Genomic DNA, 19,027 nt, shown 5'->3' on the forward strand with positions numbered 1-19,027 from the left:
TTCAAGATTTGCTTGAATAAGTGTATCGGTTTTTTGTGTTTCATTAGTTAAGCCTAGTTCATTATAGGCATCGCGCATTAACAGTAGACCTTGTTTAGTTGAATCAGTATCTGGAAATAACGCAATCATTTGGCTAACACGATTAATAACCGCAACATAAGCACCGCGCTGAGTATAATATTCCGCTATTTTAAGTTGATATCTTGATAGTCTATTTTTCAAAAATACCAAACGTTTTTGTGCATCAGCGGCGTAAATACTGGTTGGAAAACTTGAAACCAGATAAGTGAAATCTTTAAAAGCAGCGGTAGCAAAGTCAGGATCTCGGTCTGAACGATCAACATTGAACCAACCTTGGATCATATTGTTGTCTTGAGCCATATTGGCTAAACCACGCATATAAATAACCCAATCAATATTAGGATGAGTAGGGTTTAATTTTAAAAATCGGTCAACCGACGCGATAACTAATGGGAAATTAGCAGATTTATAATAAGCATAAATTAAATCAAGTTGCACTTGTTGCGAATAAGGACCAAATGGATAATTTTTATCCATTGCCTCTAATATAGTGATACTGGATTTTATGTTACCACTTTCTAGCTCGGTTTGAGCTTTGTTGTGGAGTTCTAATTCTGATACATTTTCAACATCAGGCTTTGTTGTTGTGCAACCAATTAACATGCCACTTAAAGCAATTGCTAACAAAGAGTGTAAACGTAGTTTCATTCAGTTCTCAATCCAAAATATAAATAAACATTAAAGTCTATGAATAGTATATAATACTCTAAAACATATCAGCTTAAAATAGATAAATTACATATGCTCGAGTTAAAATTATCAACAGAAATAGAACAAACACAACTCGGAATGCGTTTAGATCAAGCGTTATCCGAGCTTTTTCCTGATTATTCACGTTCCAGAATAAAAGAGTGGATTGTGAATAATAAAGTGACAGTTAACGGTATTATTGTTAATAAGCCTAAAGAAAAAGTACTAGGCGGTGAAAAAATTACCATTAGTGCAGAAATTGAGCAAGAAACATATCATCAACCTGAAAATATAAAATTGAATATTGTTTATGAAGATGATGATATTTTAGTTATTAATAAGCCGCGTGATTTAGTTGTCCATCCTGGTGCGGGCAATCCTAATGGCACCGTATTAAATGCATTACTTTATCATTATCCAGAAATAGCACGAGTTCCGCGCGCCGGTATTGTCCATCGCTTAGATAAAGATACCACAGGTTTAATGGTTGTTGCCAAAACAATCATTGCACAAACACATTTAGTTGAATCGTTGCAATTACGTGAAATTACGCGGGAATATGAAGCCGTTGCCATGGGCATTATTACCGCAGGTGGGACAATTGATGAGCCGATTACTCGTCATCCAACAAAACGAACACACATGGCGGTATTTCCAACTGGCAAACCCGCTGTTACACACTATCGGGTAATGGAAAAATATCGGCTCCATACGCGTCTACGTTTAAGACTCGAGACAGGACGGACACACCAAATACGTGTGCATATGGCTCATATTGCTCATCCATTAGTTGGCGATCCTCTATATGGCGGACGACCAAGACCACCAAAAGGTGCAAGCGAATCATTTATACAAACATTACGCGATTTTGATAGACAAGCCTTACATGCTGCTATGTTACGGTTATTTCATCCTATTACTGGAGAGCAGATGGAATGGCATGCACCTATCCCAGAGGATATGCAAAAGTTAATTTTAGCGCTTCAAGAAGATACCCAACAACATAAAGATGAATTAGATTGGTGAGGTGAGCATCATGATTAAATCGATTTCTCCTTATTGGCCAGCCCCGAAAAACATTCGGGCATTTACCACCACTCGAAAGGGTGGGGTAAGCCTAGCACCTTTTGAAAGTTTAAATTTGGGAAGTCGCACCGGTGATGATTTAGATCATGTTACGGAAAATTGTCGGCGATTAATTAAAGCAGAACAGATTCCCAGTGAACCTTATTGGTTAAATCAAACGCATAGTACAGTTGCACTAGATATTACTGAAGTTGAATTGCAACCTGCTATCGGCATTATTGCTAATGATAGGTTTGAAGCTGATGCGTCGTATACTCGGCAAGCTAAGCAGGTAAGTGTGGTGTTGACAGCTGATTGTATGCCAGTACTGTTTTGCTCGGTTAATGGCGATGAAGTTGCAGCGGCTCATGCTGGTTGGCGTGGACTTTGCAATGGAATTTTAGAACAGACTATTAAAAAGTTTTCATGTCCTAAAAATCAGATCCTTACTTGGATGGGGCCTGCTATTAGTGCAAAAAAATTCGAAGTGGGTGGTGAAGTGAAAGCACAATTTGAAGCAATTGATCCTCAAGCTGAACAGGCTTTTACATTGATTAACCAAACAGAACAAAAATACCTTGCGGACCTCTATTTAATCGCTAGACAAAGATTAACTGCTATGGGAATAAATAAGATTTTTGGTGGTAATTTTTGCACTTTTACTGAACAGGATTTATTTTTCTCTTATCGTCGTGAAAACAGAACCGGTAGGATGGCATCGATGATTTGGTTTGAAAATCCATAACCATCCTATAATTTCAAAAGCGGTAATATTGTGAATAATTATAATAATAAGGTATTAACCAGAATGATGAAATTTAATAATCCTCAGCCAAAAGCACGATAACAATTACAACAGAATTTCGAATTTGAAGATGTTTTAATGATTACCGAAAGACCTGTTACTTTTAGCTTTTTTGAACAAGATTGGCGATGTGCATAAACTAATTGCCTCCTTTTTTAAAATAGGATGATTCTTAGGGGGGGGACTCATTAGCGGCGATCTTTTTAGCGCATATAGCTAAGAAAATCATATATTGGATGAAAAAAGCGACAAAGTTTTAATAGAAAACTTTCTGACTCAGTCGTTATTCGTTGCGTGCAAGATGCATGAGATGATACAGAAATCTTTTGTAACAAAGCTTTAAATCAATACTGAAAATTCAAACAATATTACATTAATTTAAATAATTTAAAAAAATAGCTCATTTATCATTCGATATTCGCAAATTTATGGGTTTGAATGCTAAGTAACCATTTATTTTCCCTGCGCTGTTGATTTATTTTGCCGAGTAATTCAATGGTTTCAAACATGTTAAATTCACCATTTTTTTCACAAGGCGATAAAAAATAACGTTTGGCTTTGATATGTTTTTCCATGTAGCAGCAAAAAGGTAAAAATTCAGGGTGGTTTTCTGCCACAATTCGCACTTCATCTGCGGTGGATTGAACAATTTTTTGATAGCGTGTTTGATAACAGAACTTCGGGCTTAAGGCAATATAATCGATTAATGAATCGACTTTACCTAAACCATTACTTTCAATTGCAATAAAATAATTAGCTTGCTTAAGTGGTGCTAACAATTCGGGTAATGCTTTTACCATTGTTGGTTCGCCACCAGTAATAATAATATTTTTACTTTGGTAACTTTTTACTTTAGCTAATATGTCCGCTAACGTGTATCGTGTAAATTGACGGAAATTGGTATCACACCACTGGCAATTTAAATTGCAACCAGCAAAGCGAATAAAAATAGCTGGCATGCCTGTATTATAACCTTCGCCCTGTAAAGATTCGAAGATTTCAACAATGCGAAACTCTGTCATTTTTCGCTCCGATGATATTCACAATAAGAAGTGGGTGTTTCCCACAATTTAATCATCGAAACGGGTAGGTATTGTGACAAACAATCAAAAATAAATTTACTCATTGCTTCGGCAGTGGTCCGACAAGGAAAAGCAAAAGTTTTTCGATTCATTTCGTGTAATAAAGCCGCGATGCGACACTCATTATCATTATTTTGATTATAAAGATAAGCGTGATCGAGTGGATCAACAATATGCTGTTTGACAATTGACTTTAGATCTGCGTAATCCATCACCATATCAGCACTTGAACCATCGGCAATAAGGTTACCACTAATCTCAACCAACAATTTATAAGTATGGCCATGAAGGTTATGACATTTTTTATTATGCCCATCTAACATATGACAAGCATCAAATTGAAACTCTTTAGCTATTTTAAACATGTTTAATCCTAGTTTTTTTTCGTGGGATGGGTTACGAACCACGGTTAGATAATCTAACAAAATTGAGGGAAGCTAATATAAAATATTCCTACCGGTTTGTCATTTAAAATCATTATATTGAATAAACATGGTAAAGATTATATTTTTTATACTAGGTAAGTAACTTAAATAATATTAGTAATATAGATGCCAAAAATTTTGTTGGGTAATTAAAAATTAATTGTTATACCACTTCAGATTTTATAAAAAATAGCGCTAAATTATATTTTAATTAAAATTAATGCGTTTATACATCAGTCCTTAAAATTGTATTCAGAATTGAGAATAACTTTACGTTGTCGTATCAATAATTGATGTATAGAACGATTGTTGTGTTTTGTCGATTTAGTTAATTGGTAAAAATGTATCAAGTCGCATTGATTTTAACCCCGCTTTCCTTAATGATGATTCTTTTCTATACAATTTTAATTGTTTTCTGGTATTAATTATTCATTCAAATTGATGAGGTTGTAAGAGTACAACTAATCAACAAATTCTAAAAGCTAGTCTACCCAGCTAAACGAATAATATTAACGTTTATCACTCAATTTTTCTTAGTTTTTTCTTGGTCTGTAACAGGCGTGAATAAGGTTATTTTTATTTGAAAGTAATTTCATGATTTTTAACTTTTACTTTGATTTTAATCATATAAAAAAATTTTTTTTTAGCTCTTGAAATTTACTCTTCCACACTTATTTAGTGATCATGCAAATGGTTTAAATGTTTTATGCATTTATACCAAATTTATTGCTCAGGAGAGAATAATATGAGGTTAGATAAACTCACTAACAAGTTTCAACAAGCTTTAGCTGATGCACAATCATTAGCATTAGGTAAAGATAATCAATATATAGAGCCGGTACATGTGTTATCAGCAATGCTTAATCAGGAAGGTAGCAGTGTCAAACCATTATTGGCTGCAGCGGGAGCGAATGTTGCTGCTTTGCAACAAGAATTAACCCAAGCAATTGATCGATTGCCACAAGTACAAGGTGTGGGTGGTGAAGTGCTGCCTTCACAAGAGTTTGTTCGTGTATTAAATCTTTGTGACAAATTAGCGCAAAAAAATGGCGATAGTTATATTTCGTCAGAACTGTTTATATTAGCTGCTTTAGAAGAAAAAGGCAGTTTAGGTGATATTCTTAAAAAATCCGGTGTTACAAAAGACAGATTAAATCAGGCCGTCAGTCAAATAAGAGGAAGTGATAACGTGAACGATGCCAGTGCAGAAGATCAACGTGGTGCGTTGAAAAAATATACTATCGATTTAACCGAGCGTGCTGAACAAGGTAAGCTCGATCCTGTAATTGGACGCGATGAAGAAATCCGTCGTACAATTCAAGTATTACAACGTCGTACTAAAAATAATCCGGTGTTAATCGGTGAACCTGGCGTGGGTAAAACCGCAATTGTCGAAGGACTTGCACAGCGCATTGTAAACCGTGAAGTACCTGAAGGTTTACGTAATAAACGTGTGTTGTCTTTAGATATGGGCGCGTTAATTGCGGGTGCCAAATACCGTGGTGAATTTGAAGAACGTTTAAAAGCCGTTTTAAAAGATTTAGCCAAAGAAGAAGGGCGCATCATTTTATTTATTGATGAAATTCATACCATGGTCGGTGCAGGTAAAAGCGATGGGGCAATGGATGCAGGTAATATGTTAAAACCAGCATTAGCCCGCGGTGAATTACATTGCGTTGGTGCGACTACTTTAGATGAGTATCGTCAATATATTGAAAAAGATCCCGCTTTAGAGCGTCGATTCCAAAAAGTCTATGTGGCTGAACCAACTGTTGAAGATACTATTGCTATATTGCGTGGTTTGAAAGAACGTTATGAATTGCATCACCATGTACAAATTACAGATCCAGCAATTGTGGCAGCAGCTACGTTATCGCATCGTTATATTTCCGATCGTATGCTTCCAGATAAAGCGATCGATTTAATTGATGAAGCTGCATCAAGTATTCGTATGCAAATGGATTCAAAACCTGAATCATTAGATCGACTTGAACGCCGTATTATTCAGCTTAAACTTGAGCAACAAGCGCTTAAGAAAGAGTCTGATGATGCAAGTAAAAAACGACTTGAGATGCTAAACGATGAACTTGCTGAGAAAGAAAAAGAGTATGCGTCACTTGAAGAAGAGTGGAAGTCAGAGAAGGCTGCTGTTTCGGGTACTCAGACAATCAAAGCTGAGTTGGAAAAAGCACGTACTGAGATAGAACAAGCGCGCCGAGCTGGTGATCTTAATAAAATGTCTGAATTACAATACGGCAAGATCCCTGAGCTGGAAAAGAAATTAGCATCGGCAACACAGCTTGAAGGCAAAACCATGAAGTTATTGCGTAATAAAGTTACCGATAATGAAATTGCTGAAGTGCTTTCTAAATCAACGGGTATTCCTGTTTCAAGAATGCTTGAAAGTGAGAAAGATAAATTACTGCATATGGAAGATGCATTACATAAACGCGTGATTGGTCAAGACGAAGCTGTTGTCGCGGTTGCAAATGCAATTCGTCGTAGCCGAGCAGGACTTTCTGACCCGAATAAACCAATTGGATCTTTTTTATTCTTAGGACCAACTGGGGTAGGTAAAACTGAGCTTTGTAAATCATTAGCTAACTTTATGTTTGATAGTGAAGATGCCATGGTCAGAATCGATATGTCTGAGTTTATGGAAAAACACTCAGTGGCACGTTTAATTGGTGCACCTCCGGGATACGTAGGATATGAAGAGGGCGGTTATTTGACCGAAGCGGTAAGACGTCGTCCTTATTCTGTCATTTTATTAGATGAAGTCGAAAAAGCGCATCCGGATGTCTTTAATATTTTATTACAAGTATTAGATGATGGACGATTAACCGATGGACAAGGGCGCACTGTTGATTTCCGAAACACAGTGATTATTATGACATCTAACTTAGGTTCAGATTTAATACAAGGTCATGTTGAATTAAGTTATGACGAAATGAAAGCATTAGTAATGACCGTTGTAACGAAACACTTTAGACCAGAATTTATCAATCGTATTGATGAAACAGTGGTATTCCATCCACTTGGTCAAGAAAATATCAAAGCGATAGCTAGAATTCAATTGGCTCATGTGGAAAAACGTTTGGATGAACGTGGTTATCAATTGGATATCTCTGATGCAGCGTTAGAGCAACTTGCTAAAGTTGGTTTTGACCCAATTTATGGTGCAAGACCATTAAAACGTGCAATTCAACAGGAGATTGAAAACCCATTAGCACAACAGATCCTATCCGGTAAACTTGTGCCAGGTAAAACCATTCATTTGGAATTAGTTGGGGATAACATTGAAGCTAAACAATAATCAATTTTGAATATTGTTGAAAATAATACAATGTGAGCATATAAAAAGCCTGAAATTATTTTCAGGCTTTTTTATTTATAAATTAATCGTTATTGTTGAAAATTCTTTAAGTAAAGAGGGCTGATTTGAGAAAATTTAAAGATATATTCAGGCTCTTTTAATTTACCTTCTAAACGCATGCTTGATTCATAAATACAAATATCACTATCTTTAAAAAAATTACCTGAGAACTTAACTTTTGTCCTTTCTTTAAATTTGAAACTGTATCAAATAACGGTGTAGCAGGTTTAATTAATGTCTTATGAAACGAATATGAAAAAGGTTTTATTCTAAGTAGTAATATAAAATTTTTTTGCTATTTTAATTTTCAAAAGATCAAGAGCATTTTATTTAGACGTAATAGATTATCGTTCCAATCGATGTTTTGACTGTTAAAAGGGCGACATTGATATGCAGTTGTTCTATTTTTCAATTAACGCACTATTTTTTGCCTATTATCCGTTTTTGGGTTTGATTAATGAGCCGTAAACAAGCATTGATAAGCACGGTTTGATTAGCGGAATATTGAAGTATCGATTCAGGCTCTTTTCTATAATTGAATATCTTATTGCTTGTCATGCTCGATATTGATGCTTTTTATATGGCGGGTGATAATTGGTTTTTCGCTAACGTTTATTACATCTTTAGTTGCTTGTTAATGCTTATCATCTTATTAATTAATTTATAATTTATTAATCATTTTCTAAAAGGCTTTTTCAAGTGTGTTTTGATAAAGCTCAAAGTAAAAGCATTATTTAATCTTGCTAAATGCATCATAAAGCATCATACTAAATCAGATTGATAAAATATTCATTATTAGCATGAAAGGAAAAATATATGATTAAATTAATTATCAGTGATTTAGACGGGACTTTTTTAAACGAACAAGGTGATTATGATCGTCAACTATTTGCTAAAGTGTATAAGCAAATGACAAAAGAGAATGTCCATTTTGTTGCGTGTACCGGTAAACAGTGTGAGCGGGTCGAGGAACTATTTGGCGATTATAGTCAACATATTTGGATCGTTGGCGACAGTGCTACAGCAATTAAATTTAATGGAGAATTTGTCTATCGTTCCTTTTTAGCCAATGATTTAGGACAACGTATTATCAACACATTGGAACAAGCCAGCACCGATCATGTAATCATTGCCTGTACAGCAAAAGGGGCAGTGATTCGATCGGATTTACCAGCAAGATTAAAACAAAAAGTTCGTGGTTCTTATGCTTCCATTATTGAAGTTGATGAACTGAGTTCAATTTCTGATGATTTTATTAAAATCACGGTCTATGATGAAACAGGTCAATGCCCTCAAACGCGTATGCATTTAACCCCTTATGAGGATAACGTGTATATTGTTGTATCAGAAGCAAATTGGATTGATATCACCGATTATGATGTGCATAAAGGTAATACTATCAAGAAATTACAACACATGCTTAACGTAACTGTCAACGAAACTATGGCATTCGGTGATGGTTATAACGATATTGAATTGTTAGAACAAGCTGAATATAGTTTTGCCATGCGTAATGCATTTGAAGAAACGAAAGCAAAAGCAAATTTTATAACTGGCTATAATACTGATAGTGCCGTTTTGAAAACAATTCAATTGATATTAAATCTACAAGCAAAATAGCTAAAAAATAGATTCGGTCGACCTTCGAGCGAATCTATTAGGCGACCTCTATCTGTAAATCAACATGCTCAAAACCTTCAATTTTAGTTTCTCGACTGACGACAATGATATCAAGATCTTCACATGTTGCCACTTTATAACGAGCTATTTGTAACATTTTATCGGCTATTACAGCTGCGACAACTTCATTACTTTGGGCAATTACCTCTTTTTTAAAACAAGCATCTTCATAATAAACAGCACTTAATCCAGCTTGTGGATCAAGTCCACATACGCCAATAAATGTTTGATCAAAGACCATATTACGGATCTGATTTACCGTATCTGCACCCATGGTGCTGCCGGTTTGAGGATTCACTTTTCCACCAAGTAAAATAAGCTCACCCTGAGTTCGACTACTAAGTAGTGAAGCGATTTGAGGGGAATTTGTCACAATAGTCAACTCAATATTTGCAGGAATATAACTTGCCATTGTCAAATAGGTTGAACCTGCGTCAATAAAAATACAAGAATTGGCTTTGATCAGTTGAGCGCATCGTTTAGCAACCGATGATTTTTCACTAACGCTTTGGGTCATTCTGGTTTCAAAGCTTGCAGATTGTTTTAATTGACTGACCGCACCCCCATAAACACGTTTGCAGATACCACTGCGCGCAAGTTTTTGTAAATCGCGGCGAATCGTATGTTCTGATACACCAAGTAATTTAATTAAATCGGCATTGACTACTCGACCTTTGTCTTGTAATAACTGCTGAATATAAGATTGTCGTTGTTCAGGAAAAGCATCATAATCAATCATCTATCACTCCATCAATGAATTTACCTTTTTCCCACGCCATATTCTTGTGCAGTATATTATCTTCACCAATTACATTTGGATTTTCACGATTGATATTATTGCGGTTTAGTAAACAGGCATTATATTCGGCATCTAAACATTTTCGTTGGATTTTGTTGTCGATATTAATGATTTGACAACGATTTTTTTCAAAAATATATTGATAGTTTTTGTATTGATAAAAACTTTCTATTTTAGTCTGGAGCCTTTGTTGTTTATCATCCACGTCATAACAATTTTTGCTACCTATGGCAGATTTATCTTTGGGATTGAACTCTATATTACTACCCCATAGATGGGTTGGTGTAAATGTTCCCTTATCATTAATATAATAATCCAAGTTATCACCTTGCCTTGAACGGTATTTTTTGATAGCTAAATCAAGTATTCCATCAAAATTGATATCTTGTAAGTCGATGCTCATAAAACCATTATCACTATAGTTTAAATTTTCGATTTTTTGTAATAACCGATGGTTATTTTTCGCATAAACGTTAATGCCAACTAGTGTAATTTTATCCATTTTTTGTTTAGAAAAGACCGCAGTAAAATAGTGATGATCAGTTGACGCTAATTGTAATAATTCAACATTAGTAAATTGCGTATTACTATCTTTATCAATCACTAATTGTTGAGAAAGTTTTACCGGATATTGTTGATTATTGCTGCCATTAAACCAATAACCCTTTAATGTTCGATTTAACAATGTTGTTTCTTGATTTTGTGTTAGATGAATATCATTAAAGATAAAATAGTGACTTTGGTTTTTGGCTTTTATTTGTTGATTGTCAGGATCGATATAGAGATCGTGTGCATCATAAAGTTCTAAATTGGTTTGATTAGTTAACTGTGAACAGGAATTATTCAATTCACATCCATAGTTTAATTTATGCTGTATCTGTTTTGGATCATCATCATAAACCCAAAAAGCTTGACTTATCGGTTCTAGATATAAAGTCATTTGTTTATCTGCAATATTACCTTTATAAACATAGATAGTGCTAAATGCCGGTGAAGATACTATCAATAATAAAAGTAATATTATTTTTCTCATGCTTTTTATCTCTTAAATAATGTTGACTATGTAACATTCGTTATAATAGGGTTATTAAGGAATAAGTTTTTATCAACATATTACAAACTATTTTAATAATTGTAATGTAATTCTGCTTTTATGCAAAAGGATATAAACTAAATTAATATATCTGTATTTCAACTTAAAATCATTTTTTTAATTTTTGTATTATGTTATCTCTGAATCTATCAAGGATAGTATTAAAATTAAACGTCTAGAGTAAAGACAAATGTCACTCCATTTGAATGAGAACTTAACAATTCTTTACTGAAAAGCTCATTACAAACTCAATTAACTATCTTAATATAATACGCTAAAATTACTTTAGTATAAATTGATACTAAAGGTTTAGAGCAAAATTAATTGATGATTAAATTAAACTCAATCATATGAATTTTAAAGAAAAATTTAGATATTCACTACAAGGATTGGTAAAAATATGTTAAAATGTGGTCTTAATCGGGCATCGGGCATCGGGCATCGGGCATCGGGCATCGGGCATCGGGCATCGGGCATCGGGCATCGGGCATTATTAAATAGTCTAGTTACAAAAAGTCATCGGGCCAGCGAATTATCCTCGCACTTATCGTCTTTTAACTCTTTTATTTCATCTTTAAAATTTTTATATCCCTTCAAACACTTTTCGAGCAAAATTTCGTTAACTAATTCATATTTAATAGATTATTTTAAATTAATTCAATCGAAATTAACTCAAAGCTCATTATTCATATTTTTTGTTTTATTGACGATTCATCCAGTGCAAGCATTAAGTACAACAACAGCGAAAGCGATAGAAGGCAGTGCGCCAGAAGTGATAAATATCGATTTGGCAGCGAATAAACAAGGATTTACGGTTAATGGTATTTTTTACAGTGAAGCAAGCAACAATATCAAGGGTGATGTAGTTAAGGAATTTAGTGGTGATTTAAGCCCTGCTAATTTTGTCGTTAAGAATTTTTACTATAATTCATTGGATAACACATTAAATTATGCGGATAAAGATGGTGATGGGATAGATACATCAAAGCCATTTTTACTCTCATTTACCAGTAAACAGTGGTATGACGGTAATGGAAAATTAATTACAGATACTAGTAAAACGATGGGGTGTGGAAGTAATTATCCGATGCCACTAACGCTTGAAATAACAACACAGGTAAAGACCTATTCTAAATATGGTATCCCTCGGGAAAGTGATTATGTGCCAATAGTAAAACGTTATCAAATTTCTTCTAAACCTCAACTTTGTTATGCTAAACCTAATGCAACAATTGTTAACAAATCTAATCAATGGATTAGTTATAATGCTGATGGCAGTGGTGAAGCTTGGAATGATGTTAATCGTACCAGTCGTCATCCGATTCACGGTGGTGGTTTTACGGCAGATTATGTTCCAGATATGGGATTTAAGGTCAATCCTACTGTATCGAAAGCGACGTTTCCAACAACTGGTTTTCCTGGTGCTAAGTTTCAGTTAGTTATGTCAGGTGCACAAACTGATTATAGTTATAGTATATCAGCTAACCCTGGTGGGCAGGTTTCGGTTGATCCGCAAGGATTTGTTAAAATCAAAGATAAACCGACTGGTAATGTAACAGTAAGTATTGTCACCAAAAGAGATAACTCCAAAGTTTTTACTTATACCTTTAATCCAACAAGTATTTGGATAATTCCACAAGGTAGTAATTATATGGATTTTGAGAGTGCAAAAAATCGATGTGGTGGTATCCAAAATATACCGGCTATTTCACTGTTTACTAATTCACCACAAAATAATATAGCGCCTAATGTTGATTGGGATACTAGTATGAACACCTTTACACGGGCGATAGGACAAGGCGTGTTCCCAGAATGGGGATTTACAAATTTTGCTGCTTATCCGGATTCGCAATGGGGTAACTTTGTACAAGCTTTGGATGGAAAAGCATTCTATTGGACATCTAGTGTTCATCTTACTGGTAGTTATATGTTTGTTGCTGATGCAAGAGCAGGTAATGTAAATACTTATTCTGTTACTTATCAACATTTAGTTGCCTGTAAAGGCTAAATAATTTTTACAATGGTATATTTGATCTCATTATGATGGTTAGTGCCATCTACTAATGGGCTATGCAACTTACAATGGTAAGAAAAAAAGCATTGTGATGATTATATTATTAGAGAGAAAACAAAATTTTGTCTTGTCGCTAAGCGACAAGCAAAATTTTTTAAAATGAATGCATAAAAAATAAACAGATAACGGTGCTTTATTGATAACTTAGCAACAGTTAAAAGATATTTCAGTTGAGCGTAGATAATAATTATAGATAACTGTGCTAAACAGATAAATTTTTTAACTTAATTCACTTAAATTTATATTGGAATTAATCGCTAACTTTTTACCATTTTCATACAAAACTGCGCTATTTCACTATAACTATCTAACTACTAGGTAAATTTACACTATAGGTTATATAGTCATTTTATTCTTTAAGTTATGTATGATGAAAGTAGCGTATTGATAAATAATAGAATATTAATGCTGTTTTTAATTTGTAAGTGGGATTTTTAGTTCAGACTTTACCACAATAAATCAAGGCAAATGTTTAACAGGAAAGCGATTAAAAAGCACCATAATCTTCAAGCAATCATCGCGATAAATTAATGTTAATTTGATAGATAAGGTTATTTTTTCAACCATTAAAAACGGGGTAGTTTAGTCATCTGATTTATTTTTAGTTGATTATTATTTTAACTTTTAAAGGGCTGTACCTTTATTAGGATTAAAAAATTGTGTCATATCTAATCCTTCTATTTCAAGTAGTTTAATTTTTTTATCTATTCCACCAGCATAACCGGTTAAATTACCATTGGCACCAACAACTCGATGACAGGGAATAATAATGGATATAGGATTATGACCAACCGCACCGCCAACGGCTTGGCTTGACATGCTAGCCTTATTTGTTTGTAGTGCAATTTGTTTGGCTATATTGCCATAGGTGATTACTTGTCCGTAAGGGATCTGACACAAAATTTGCCAGACTAAGTGTTGAAAAGGGGTACCGTGTGGAGCGAGTTCAAGTTGCTTAATGTTAGGTTTTCTTCCTTCAAAATAATCATCGAGCCATTTTTTTGTCTGATTAAAGATGGGTAGGTTAGCATGATATTGTTTTTCAGCTTTTAGAATGGTACCGAAATATTTTTGTCCTTCAATCCAAACGCCAACTAATTTATTTTGTTGACTTGCTAGAGTGATTAAGCCCATAGGTGATTGGTATTGAGATAGATAAAACATGCTGACCTTTTTAATGTTGTCACGTAAAATGATTGATTAATTATGCGGGTTTATTGTCACAAATTCTATCAGTTTTTGAATTGCAAAAAGTATGTTGAGTTAAAGATACCCCAATGTTGAGGGGGCACCTTTTAACTGTTAGATATTATTGTTTGCCTTTTTCGACATAACTCATATCACCTAAACTTTCAACAATAAATTTGCCATCATCGGTATAACGAATTTTAGTTACACTTGCATTACCTAAACCTGCAGTTATCGGTTTATCTAGCATCTCTTCAACCATTGCCATAATTGCCAAACCATGCGATACGACTAAAACGTTACCGCCCCCTTGTGCTTTGGCTGATTCTGCAATCATTTTTAATGATTCTTGCATGCGAGTTTTTACTTTATTATAGTCTTCGGCTTCACCTGATTTTTCAACTGCAGCAATCGCGTCGATCATTTTTTTAAGTGTTACTTTACCTTTTGCTAAATCGTCCATAAGATCTTTATCAGATGCGTAACCTAAATGTTTTGCTGCCGGATTCCACATATTAGGGTCAAGATCACCTTCAAATTCGCCAAAGCAATTTTCTCGTAATTTTTCCATTTCATTTATTTGTACTGGCACACCTTTTGTTTCGAGAATGATACGTGCGGTTTGCCTTGCTCGTCCTGAATCACTAGAATAGACCGAAATAAAATCAACATCTTTTAACCCTCGACCAAGTTGCTGAGCAACTTCAATACCGGGTTTGGTTAATGGGGTATCAGACCACCCCTGAACACGATGTACATTATTGAACATGGTTTTACCATGTCGAGTAACATAAAGATAGACATCTTGAGCAAAAGCATTTGTTATAGTAAAGATAAATACCAATAACAAACTTGAAGATTTTATTAATTTTTTCATAAAAAGTACCTCATCTTGTTCTGATTCATAATAAGTTAAAACGGTATTCTGCAATAAATTCAGCACCTAAGAACTGTGCAGTTTGAGATTTACCATTTCGTAAAATGGGTGTGCGATTTTTATGTTTATAAGACCATCCGGGCCCAACCATTGCCCAAAGGGTTAACCCTTTTAAACTATTATTGGTAGGGATCCATTTGGTAAACAGATTAAATTCGCTTGAACGTACGGTTGTGTGCCTGAATTTAAACTCCCCATAATTTGCAGTTAAACCAAGCGTTAAATCGGGATATAGCTTATAATCAATGATTGTTGATAATGCTCGTTCGCCATGTCGTAAATAATCTTCGCCTGCTTGCGTCATAGACATAAATGTACCGCGTGAGTGGCTAGACATATGGCGATGATAATAGCCTAACTGTCCTTGACCTTTTTTAGCATCAGTATAGGCAATGCCAATTTTAGCTCCCCACTTATCATCTTGCCATTTGACATCAGCGGCATAGTGATTGGCATGTTTATCAAAATAACGTTTGCTCAGTGCCATTTTTTTATAATTATCTAGCGATTTGGTAAAATATAGTTGGGTGCCAATTGTTAACTTATCGATTGGTTTAATGCTACCTAAAAAGATTTGACGGCGTAAATAGTCTTTGCTTTCACCAATGGCATATTCAACGCTGTAAAATTTATTTTTTAGTGAAATATCGCCTGTGGCAATATAATCAATGGTGTGTTTGCCATCACGACTTTTAAACTGTTTTTTATCGGGAGAGTCGCGAGAAATTGAATGCGTTATATAAGCCCCTTTTAATGCCACTTCACCGTAATTTAATGTTGCGCTATAGCCTTGATAAGTTGTTGGCGATAGGCGAGTAGTATTAGAAATAACCCCAAAGTTTTTCATTGTATGCCAGCCGATATTACCATTAAGATTAACATCAGCTACTTTCGCTTTTAATTTGACATAACGTTGGCCTATTTTAGTGTAGCCACCGGCATTGCTACTTTTGGCTTTATTGCCTTTATTGTAAAGTACGCCTCGACTTGCAAAGTGATCACTGGCAGCTAAACGAAATGCTCGATAAAAATCAGCATTTAAACTAATAAAATCAGCCAAATAACCGGATTGATAACTTACTGCAACGCCATGCCCCCATGCATTGTGAACTGTTTTTGGATTTTCGGCTTCTTCTTTTAAATACTTCCAATAGTTTTTAGTTGATAGCACGATTTTGGTATCTTTAAAAAATTCATTATCAGCTATTGATTTAGGTTCATATTTTGATGTCGATTCATTAGCTACTACAAGACTACTCGTCAAGCTAAAAAGTATAACAGTGAGGTATTTTAATTTCATTCCTAAATTCCTAAAGTGTTTATATTCAAAATTTAAAATAATTAATATTTATAAGTTTTTATTTTTTACTAAACATTTAGGTTTTGCCTGCCATGGCAGTAACAATCCAATCTGCTCAATTTTTTGTCGGTCTAATTTTTTAAGGTAGATTTACCTTTTTTAACATAATCCATGTTGCCTATTTCAACCACGTTGTATTGGCCGTTTTTGTAAACAATTTTAACGACTGTTGCATTCGATAATGGTTTATTTTTATTGCTGTTGTCAGTAAGATCAGAAATCATTACTTGCATCGACATTCCAGATGAAATCGCTAACACATTTTTTTGGTGATGTTTGATTGCATTATTAACGATAGTCTTTAGCGCTGCTTGTGTACGCTGTTTAACTTGTTGATAATCTTCGGCTTGATGTTTAGGATCTGATTTGGCAATAGCATTAGTCAATGCAGCGACAGAAATCTCACCTTCTTTATAGCTTTTATAAAAACTTTCGACTGATTTATACCCCAAAGAATCCATACTGGCGTTAACCATTTTGGCATTCGACCCACCTTCAAAACCACCATAAAATACTTCACGTAAACCTTTTAGTTCTTGTATTTTATAATCTTTTACCCCTTTTTGTGCTAGCAATACTTGCATCGTTTCGCGCTGACGACCTGCATCACTGGTATAGTAAGCATCAAATTTAATATCTTTAAGGCCTTCACCTAAATAGCGAGCAACTTCAATACCTTGTTCAGTTAAAGGTGAGTCAGCCCATCCTTGAACCAAATCATAACTATTGAAAAGTGTTTTTCCATGACGAGCAAAATAGATTGTGATAGCGTCTTGTGATGTATTAGATGATAATTGAGCACAACTCGTGATTAATAGGCTAGATGCAATCAAATTTACGGTAACAAGTGCTTTTATGATTATTTTTTTCATATTCTAGTTCTAACTTTCTAGTAAAGTAGCTAACGATTCTGCCTTAACACAATAATTAACTACTTTTTAACTCGCGATTAGTCAATGTTAGACTAATCGTTTTATAGTTTATTTTAATGTTTCACCATTTGAGGCGATGATAGATTGATACCAATAAAAACTTTTCTTTTTGTAACGCGTTAAGCTACCGGAACCATCTTGATTAAGATCGACATAAATAAAACCATAACGTTTGGTCACTTCTGCTTTTGAGGCACTGATAAGATCAATTGGTCCCCAACTTGTGTAACCCATGACTTGCACACCATCATTGATTGCTTCTCGAATTTGCACAAGGTGATCATTCATATAATTAATTCGATAGTCGTCGTTGACAGTGCCGTTATCCTCAAGTTTATCTTTAGCGCCTAAGCCATTTTCGACAATAAATAGCGGTTTTTGATAACGTTCATAAAGCATATTAAGTAAATAACGAATACCAATAGGATCGATTTGCCATCCCCATTCAGAGGCTTTAAGATAAGGATTTGGCACCATATCTAGAATGTTACCTTTCGTTTTTTGTGAGTCATCAGCTGTCGCGCAGCAACTCATGTAATAACTAAATGAAACAAAATCGATCGTTTCTTTAAGATCTTCATGATCTTGCTCTGTTATTGTCAGTTTAATATTGTTCTCTTTAAAAAATCGTTGCATATATGTTGGATAGTATCCACGCACTTGTACATCACCAAAAAATAACCAACCATGATTTTCTTGATGAGTAGCCCATACATCTTCTGGTTTTGGTGTAAGTGGGTAGGCAACAGCACCCAATAACATATTACCGATTTTTGCATCAGGAATGATGTTATGGCATAGTTTTACTGCTCGGCTACTCGCGACAAGTTGATGGTGAATCGCTTGGTAAATTTGTGCTTTGCTGCTATTGCGAGCAAGCCCAACACCGGTAAACGGTTCGTGTAATGACATATTGATTTCATTAAAGGTTAACCAAAGTTTTACTTTATTTTTATAGCGTTCAAAAACTGTTTTAGCATAAAGGGTAAAAAAGTCGATCACTTTACGGTTTGCCCAGCCACCATATTGTGTAACTAAGTGGTAAGGCATTTCGTAATGAGATAAAGTGACTAATGGTTTAATATTGTGTTTTATCATTTCATCAAATAGCTTATCGTAAAAAGCTAGCCCTGCCTCATTAGGCTGAGTTTCATCGCCATTTGGAAAGATCCTAGTCCATGCAATAGATGTGCGTAAACAGGTAAAGCCCATTTGTGCAAATAGTGCAACATCTTCCGGATAGCGGTGATAAAAATCGATTGCTCGATCTTTAATACTAGTAATGTTATGTTCATTACGATCAACAATATCACCAAATAGTCCATTAGGTGTACAGTCCGAGGTCGATAGCCCTTTGCCATCTTCACGAAATGCCCCTTCTACTTGATTGGCGGCAATCGCACCGCCCCATAAAAAATCTTCAGGAAATTTTGTTGACAT

At 34.7% G+C, this 19,027-nt stretch carries 14 protein-coding genes, 1 pseudogene and 1 riboswitch; of the genes and pseudogenes, 5 read left to right on the plus strand and 10 right to left on the minus strand.

Features of this window, described 5'->3' with window-relative positions; genetic code table 11:
* Positions 1 to 6: 6 nt before the first annotated feature.
* A pseudogene (gene bamD / locus A9G03_RS05550) lies at positions 7 to 729 on the minus strand (outer membrane protein assembly factor BamD); the annotation flags it as partial.
* Positions 730 to 822: 93 nt separating this feature from the next.
* Between bamD and rluD the strand changes: the two are divergent.
* Both rluD and pgeF read left to right on the plus strand, forming a co-directional pair.
* Positions 823 to 1,797 (plus strand): 23S rRNA pseudouridine(1911/1915/1917) synthase RluD, encoded by a 975-nt coding sequence (rluD, locus tag A9G03_RS05555; protein ID WP_065634555.1) that lies wholly within the window; start codon positions 823 to 825, stop codon positions 1,795 to 1,797.
* Between the two features lie 13 nt (positions 1,798 to 1,810).
* A complete protein-coding gene (gene pgeF, locus A9G03_RS05560) occupies positions 1,811 to 2,581 on the plus strand; it encodes a peptidoglycan editing factor PgeF (RefSeq protein ID WP_082209410.1) in 771 nt (256 codons plus the stop codon).
* Between the two features lie 467 nt (positions 2,582 to 3,048).
* Here the strand turns inward: pgeF and A9G03_RS05565 are convergent, their stop codons facing one another.
* Together A9G03_RS05565 and queD are read right to left on the minus strand one after the other, a co-directional pair.
* A complete protein-coding gene (locus A9G03_RS05565) occupies positions 3,049 to 3,663 on the minus strand; it encodes a 7-carboxy-7-deazaguanine synthase QueE (protein WP_065798640.1) in 615 nt (204 codons plus the stop codon).
* Positions 3,660 to 4,088: a 6-carboxytetrahydropterin synthase QueD gene (gene queD, locus A9G03_RS05570; RefSeq protein WP_065634552.1), complete on the minus strand. Its 429-nt coding sequence runs from the start codon at positions 4,086 to 4,088 to the stop codon at positions 3,660 to 3,662. The genes A9G03_RS05565 and queD overlap by 4 nt, the downstream gene beginning before the upstream one ends.
* A 2-nt stretch (positions 4,089 to 4,090) precedes the next feature.
* Positions 4,091 to 4,136: riboswitch (PreQ1 riboswitch) on the minus strand.
* Between the two features lie 757 nt (positions 4,137 to 4,893).
* Between queD and clpB the strand changes: the two genes are divergently transcribed.
* Positions 4,894 to 7,464 carry an ATP-dependent chaperone ClpB gene (clpB, locus tag A9G03_RS05575; RefSeq protein WP_065635165.1) on the plus strand — a complete coding sequence of 857 codons (2,571 nt, stop codon included), beginning with the start codon at positions 4,894 to 4,896 and terminating at the stop codon, positions 7,462 to 7,464.
* An 876-nt stretch (positions 7,465 to 8,340) separates the two neighbouring features.
* Positions 8,341 to 9,144: a Cof-type HAD-IIB family hydrolase gene (locus A9G03_RS05580; protein WP_065798641.1), complete on the plus strand. Its 804-nt coding sequence runs from the start codon at positions 8,341 to 8,343 to the stop codon at positions 9,142 to 9,144.
* A gap of 37 nt (positions 9,145 to 9,181) precedes the next feature.
* Here A9G03_RS05580 and A9G03_RS05585 read toward each other — a convergent pair whose 3' ends face one another.
* Together A9G03_RS05585 and A9G03_RS05590 are read right to left on the minus strand one after the other, a co-directional pair.
* Entirely contained in the window at positions 9,182 to 9,943 is a 762-nt protein-coding gene (locus tag A9G03_RS05585; protein ID WP_065798642.1) for a DeoR/GlpR family DNA-binding transcription regulator, read from the minus strand.
* Entirely contained in the window at positions 9,936 to 11,036 is a 1,101-nt protein-coding gene (locus tag A9G03_RS05590) for a hypothetical protein (RefSeq protein ID WP_065635162.1), read from the minus strand. The genes A9G03_RS05585 and A9G03_RS05590 overlap by 8 nt, the downstream gene beginning before the upstream one ends.
* 460 nt (positions 11,037 to 11,496) lie before the next feature.
* Here A9G03_RS05590 and A9G03_RS05595 point away from each other — a divergent pair, with 460 nt between their 5' ends.
* Positions 11,497 to 13,104: a hypothetical protein gene (locus A9G03_RS05595; protein ID WP_065798643.1), complete on the plus strand. Its 1,608-nt coding sequence runs from the start codon at positions 11,497 to 11,499 to the stop codon at positions 13,102 to 13,104.
* Positions 13,105 to 13,794: 690 nt separating this feature from the next.
* On the opposite strand, the gene A9G03_RS05600 is transcribed toward A9G03_RS05595, so the two are convergent.
* The 5 genes from A9G03_RS05600 to A9G03_RS05620 form a co-directional block, all read right to left on the minus strand.
* Positions 13,795 to 14,334 (minus strand): methylated-DNA--[protein]-cysteine S-methyltransferase, encoded by a 540-nt coding sequence (locus A9G03_RS05600; protein WP_065798644.1) that lies wholly within the window; start codon positions 14,332 to 14,334, stop codon positions 13,795 to 13,797.
* Positions 14,335 to 14,479: 145 nt separating this feature from the next.
* Positions 14,480 to 15,235, minus strand: coding sequence for a histidine phosphatase family protein (locus A9G03_RS05605; protein WP_081297458.1), 756 nt, complete (start codon positions 15,233 to 15,235; stop codon positions 14,480 to 14,482).
* 25 nt (positions 15,236 to 15,260) lie between these two features.
* Complete coding sequence (locus tag A9G03_RS05610) at positions 15,261 to 16,595, minus strand: OprD family outer membrane porin (protein WP_065798645.1); 1,335 nt, start codon at positions 16,593 to 16,595, stop codon at positions 15,261 to 15,263.
* Between the two features lie 131 nt (positions 16,596 to 16,726).
* Positions 16,727 to 17,527, minus strand: a complete 801-nt coding sequence (locus A9G03_RS05615; RefSeq protein ID WP_065798646.1) for a histidine phosphatase family protein — start codon at positions 17,525 to 17,527, stop codon at positions 16,727 to 16,729.
* A 108-nt stretch (positions 17,528 to 17,635) separates the two neighbouring features.
* Positions 17,636 to 19,027 carry a glycoside hydrolase family 1 protein gene (locus tag A9G03_RS05620; protein ID WP_065798647.1) on the minus strand — a complete coding sequence of 464 codons (1,392 nt, stop codon included), beginning with the start codon at positions 19,025 to 19,027 and terminating at the stop codon, positions 17,636 to 17,638.

It is taken from the genome of Gilliamella sp. wkB171, assembly GCF_001693755.1.
GTDB classification, from domain to species: Bacteria; Pseudomonadota; Gammaproteobacteria; order Enterobacterales; family Orbaceae; genus Gilliamella; species Gilliamella apicola_F.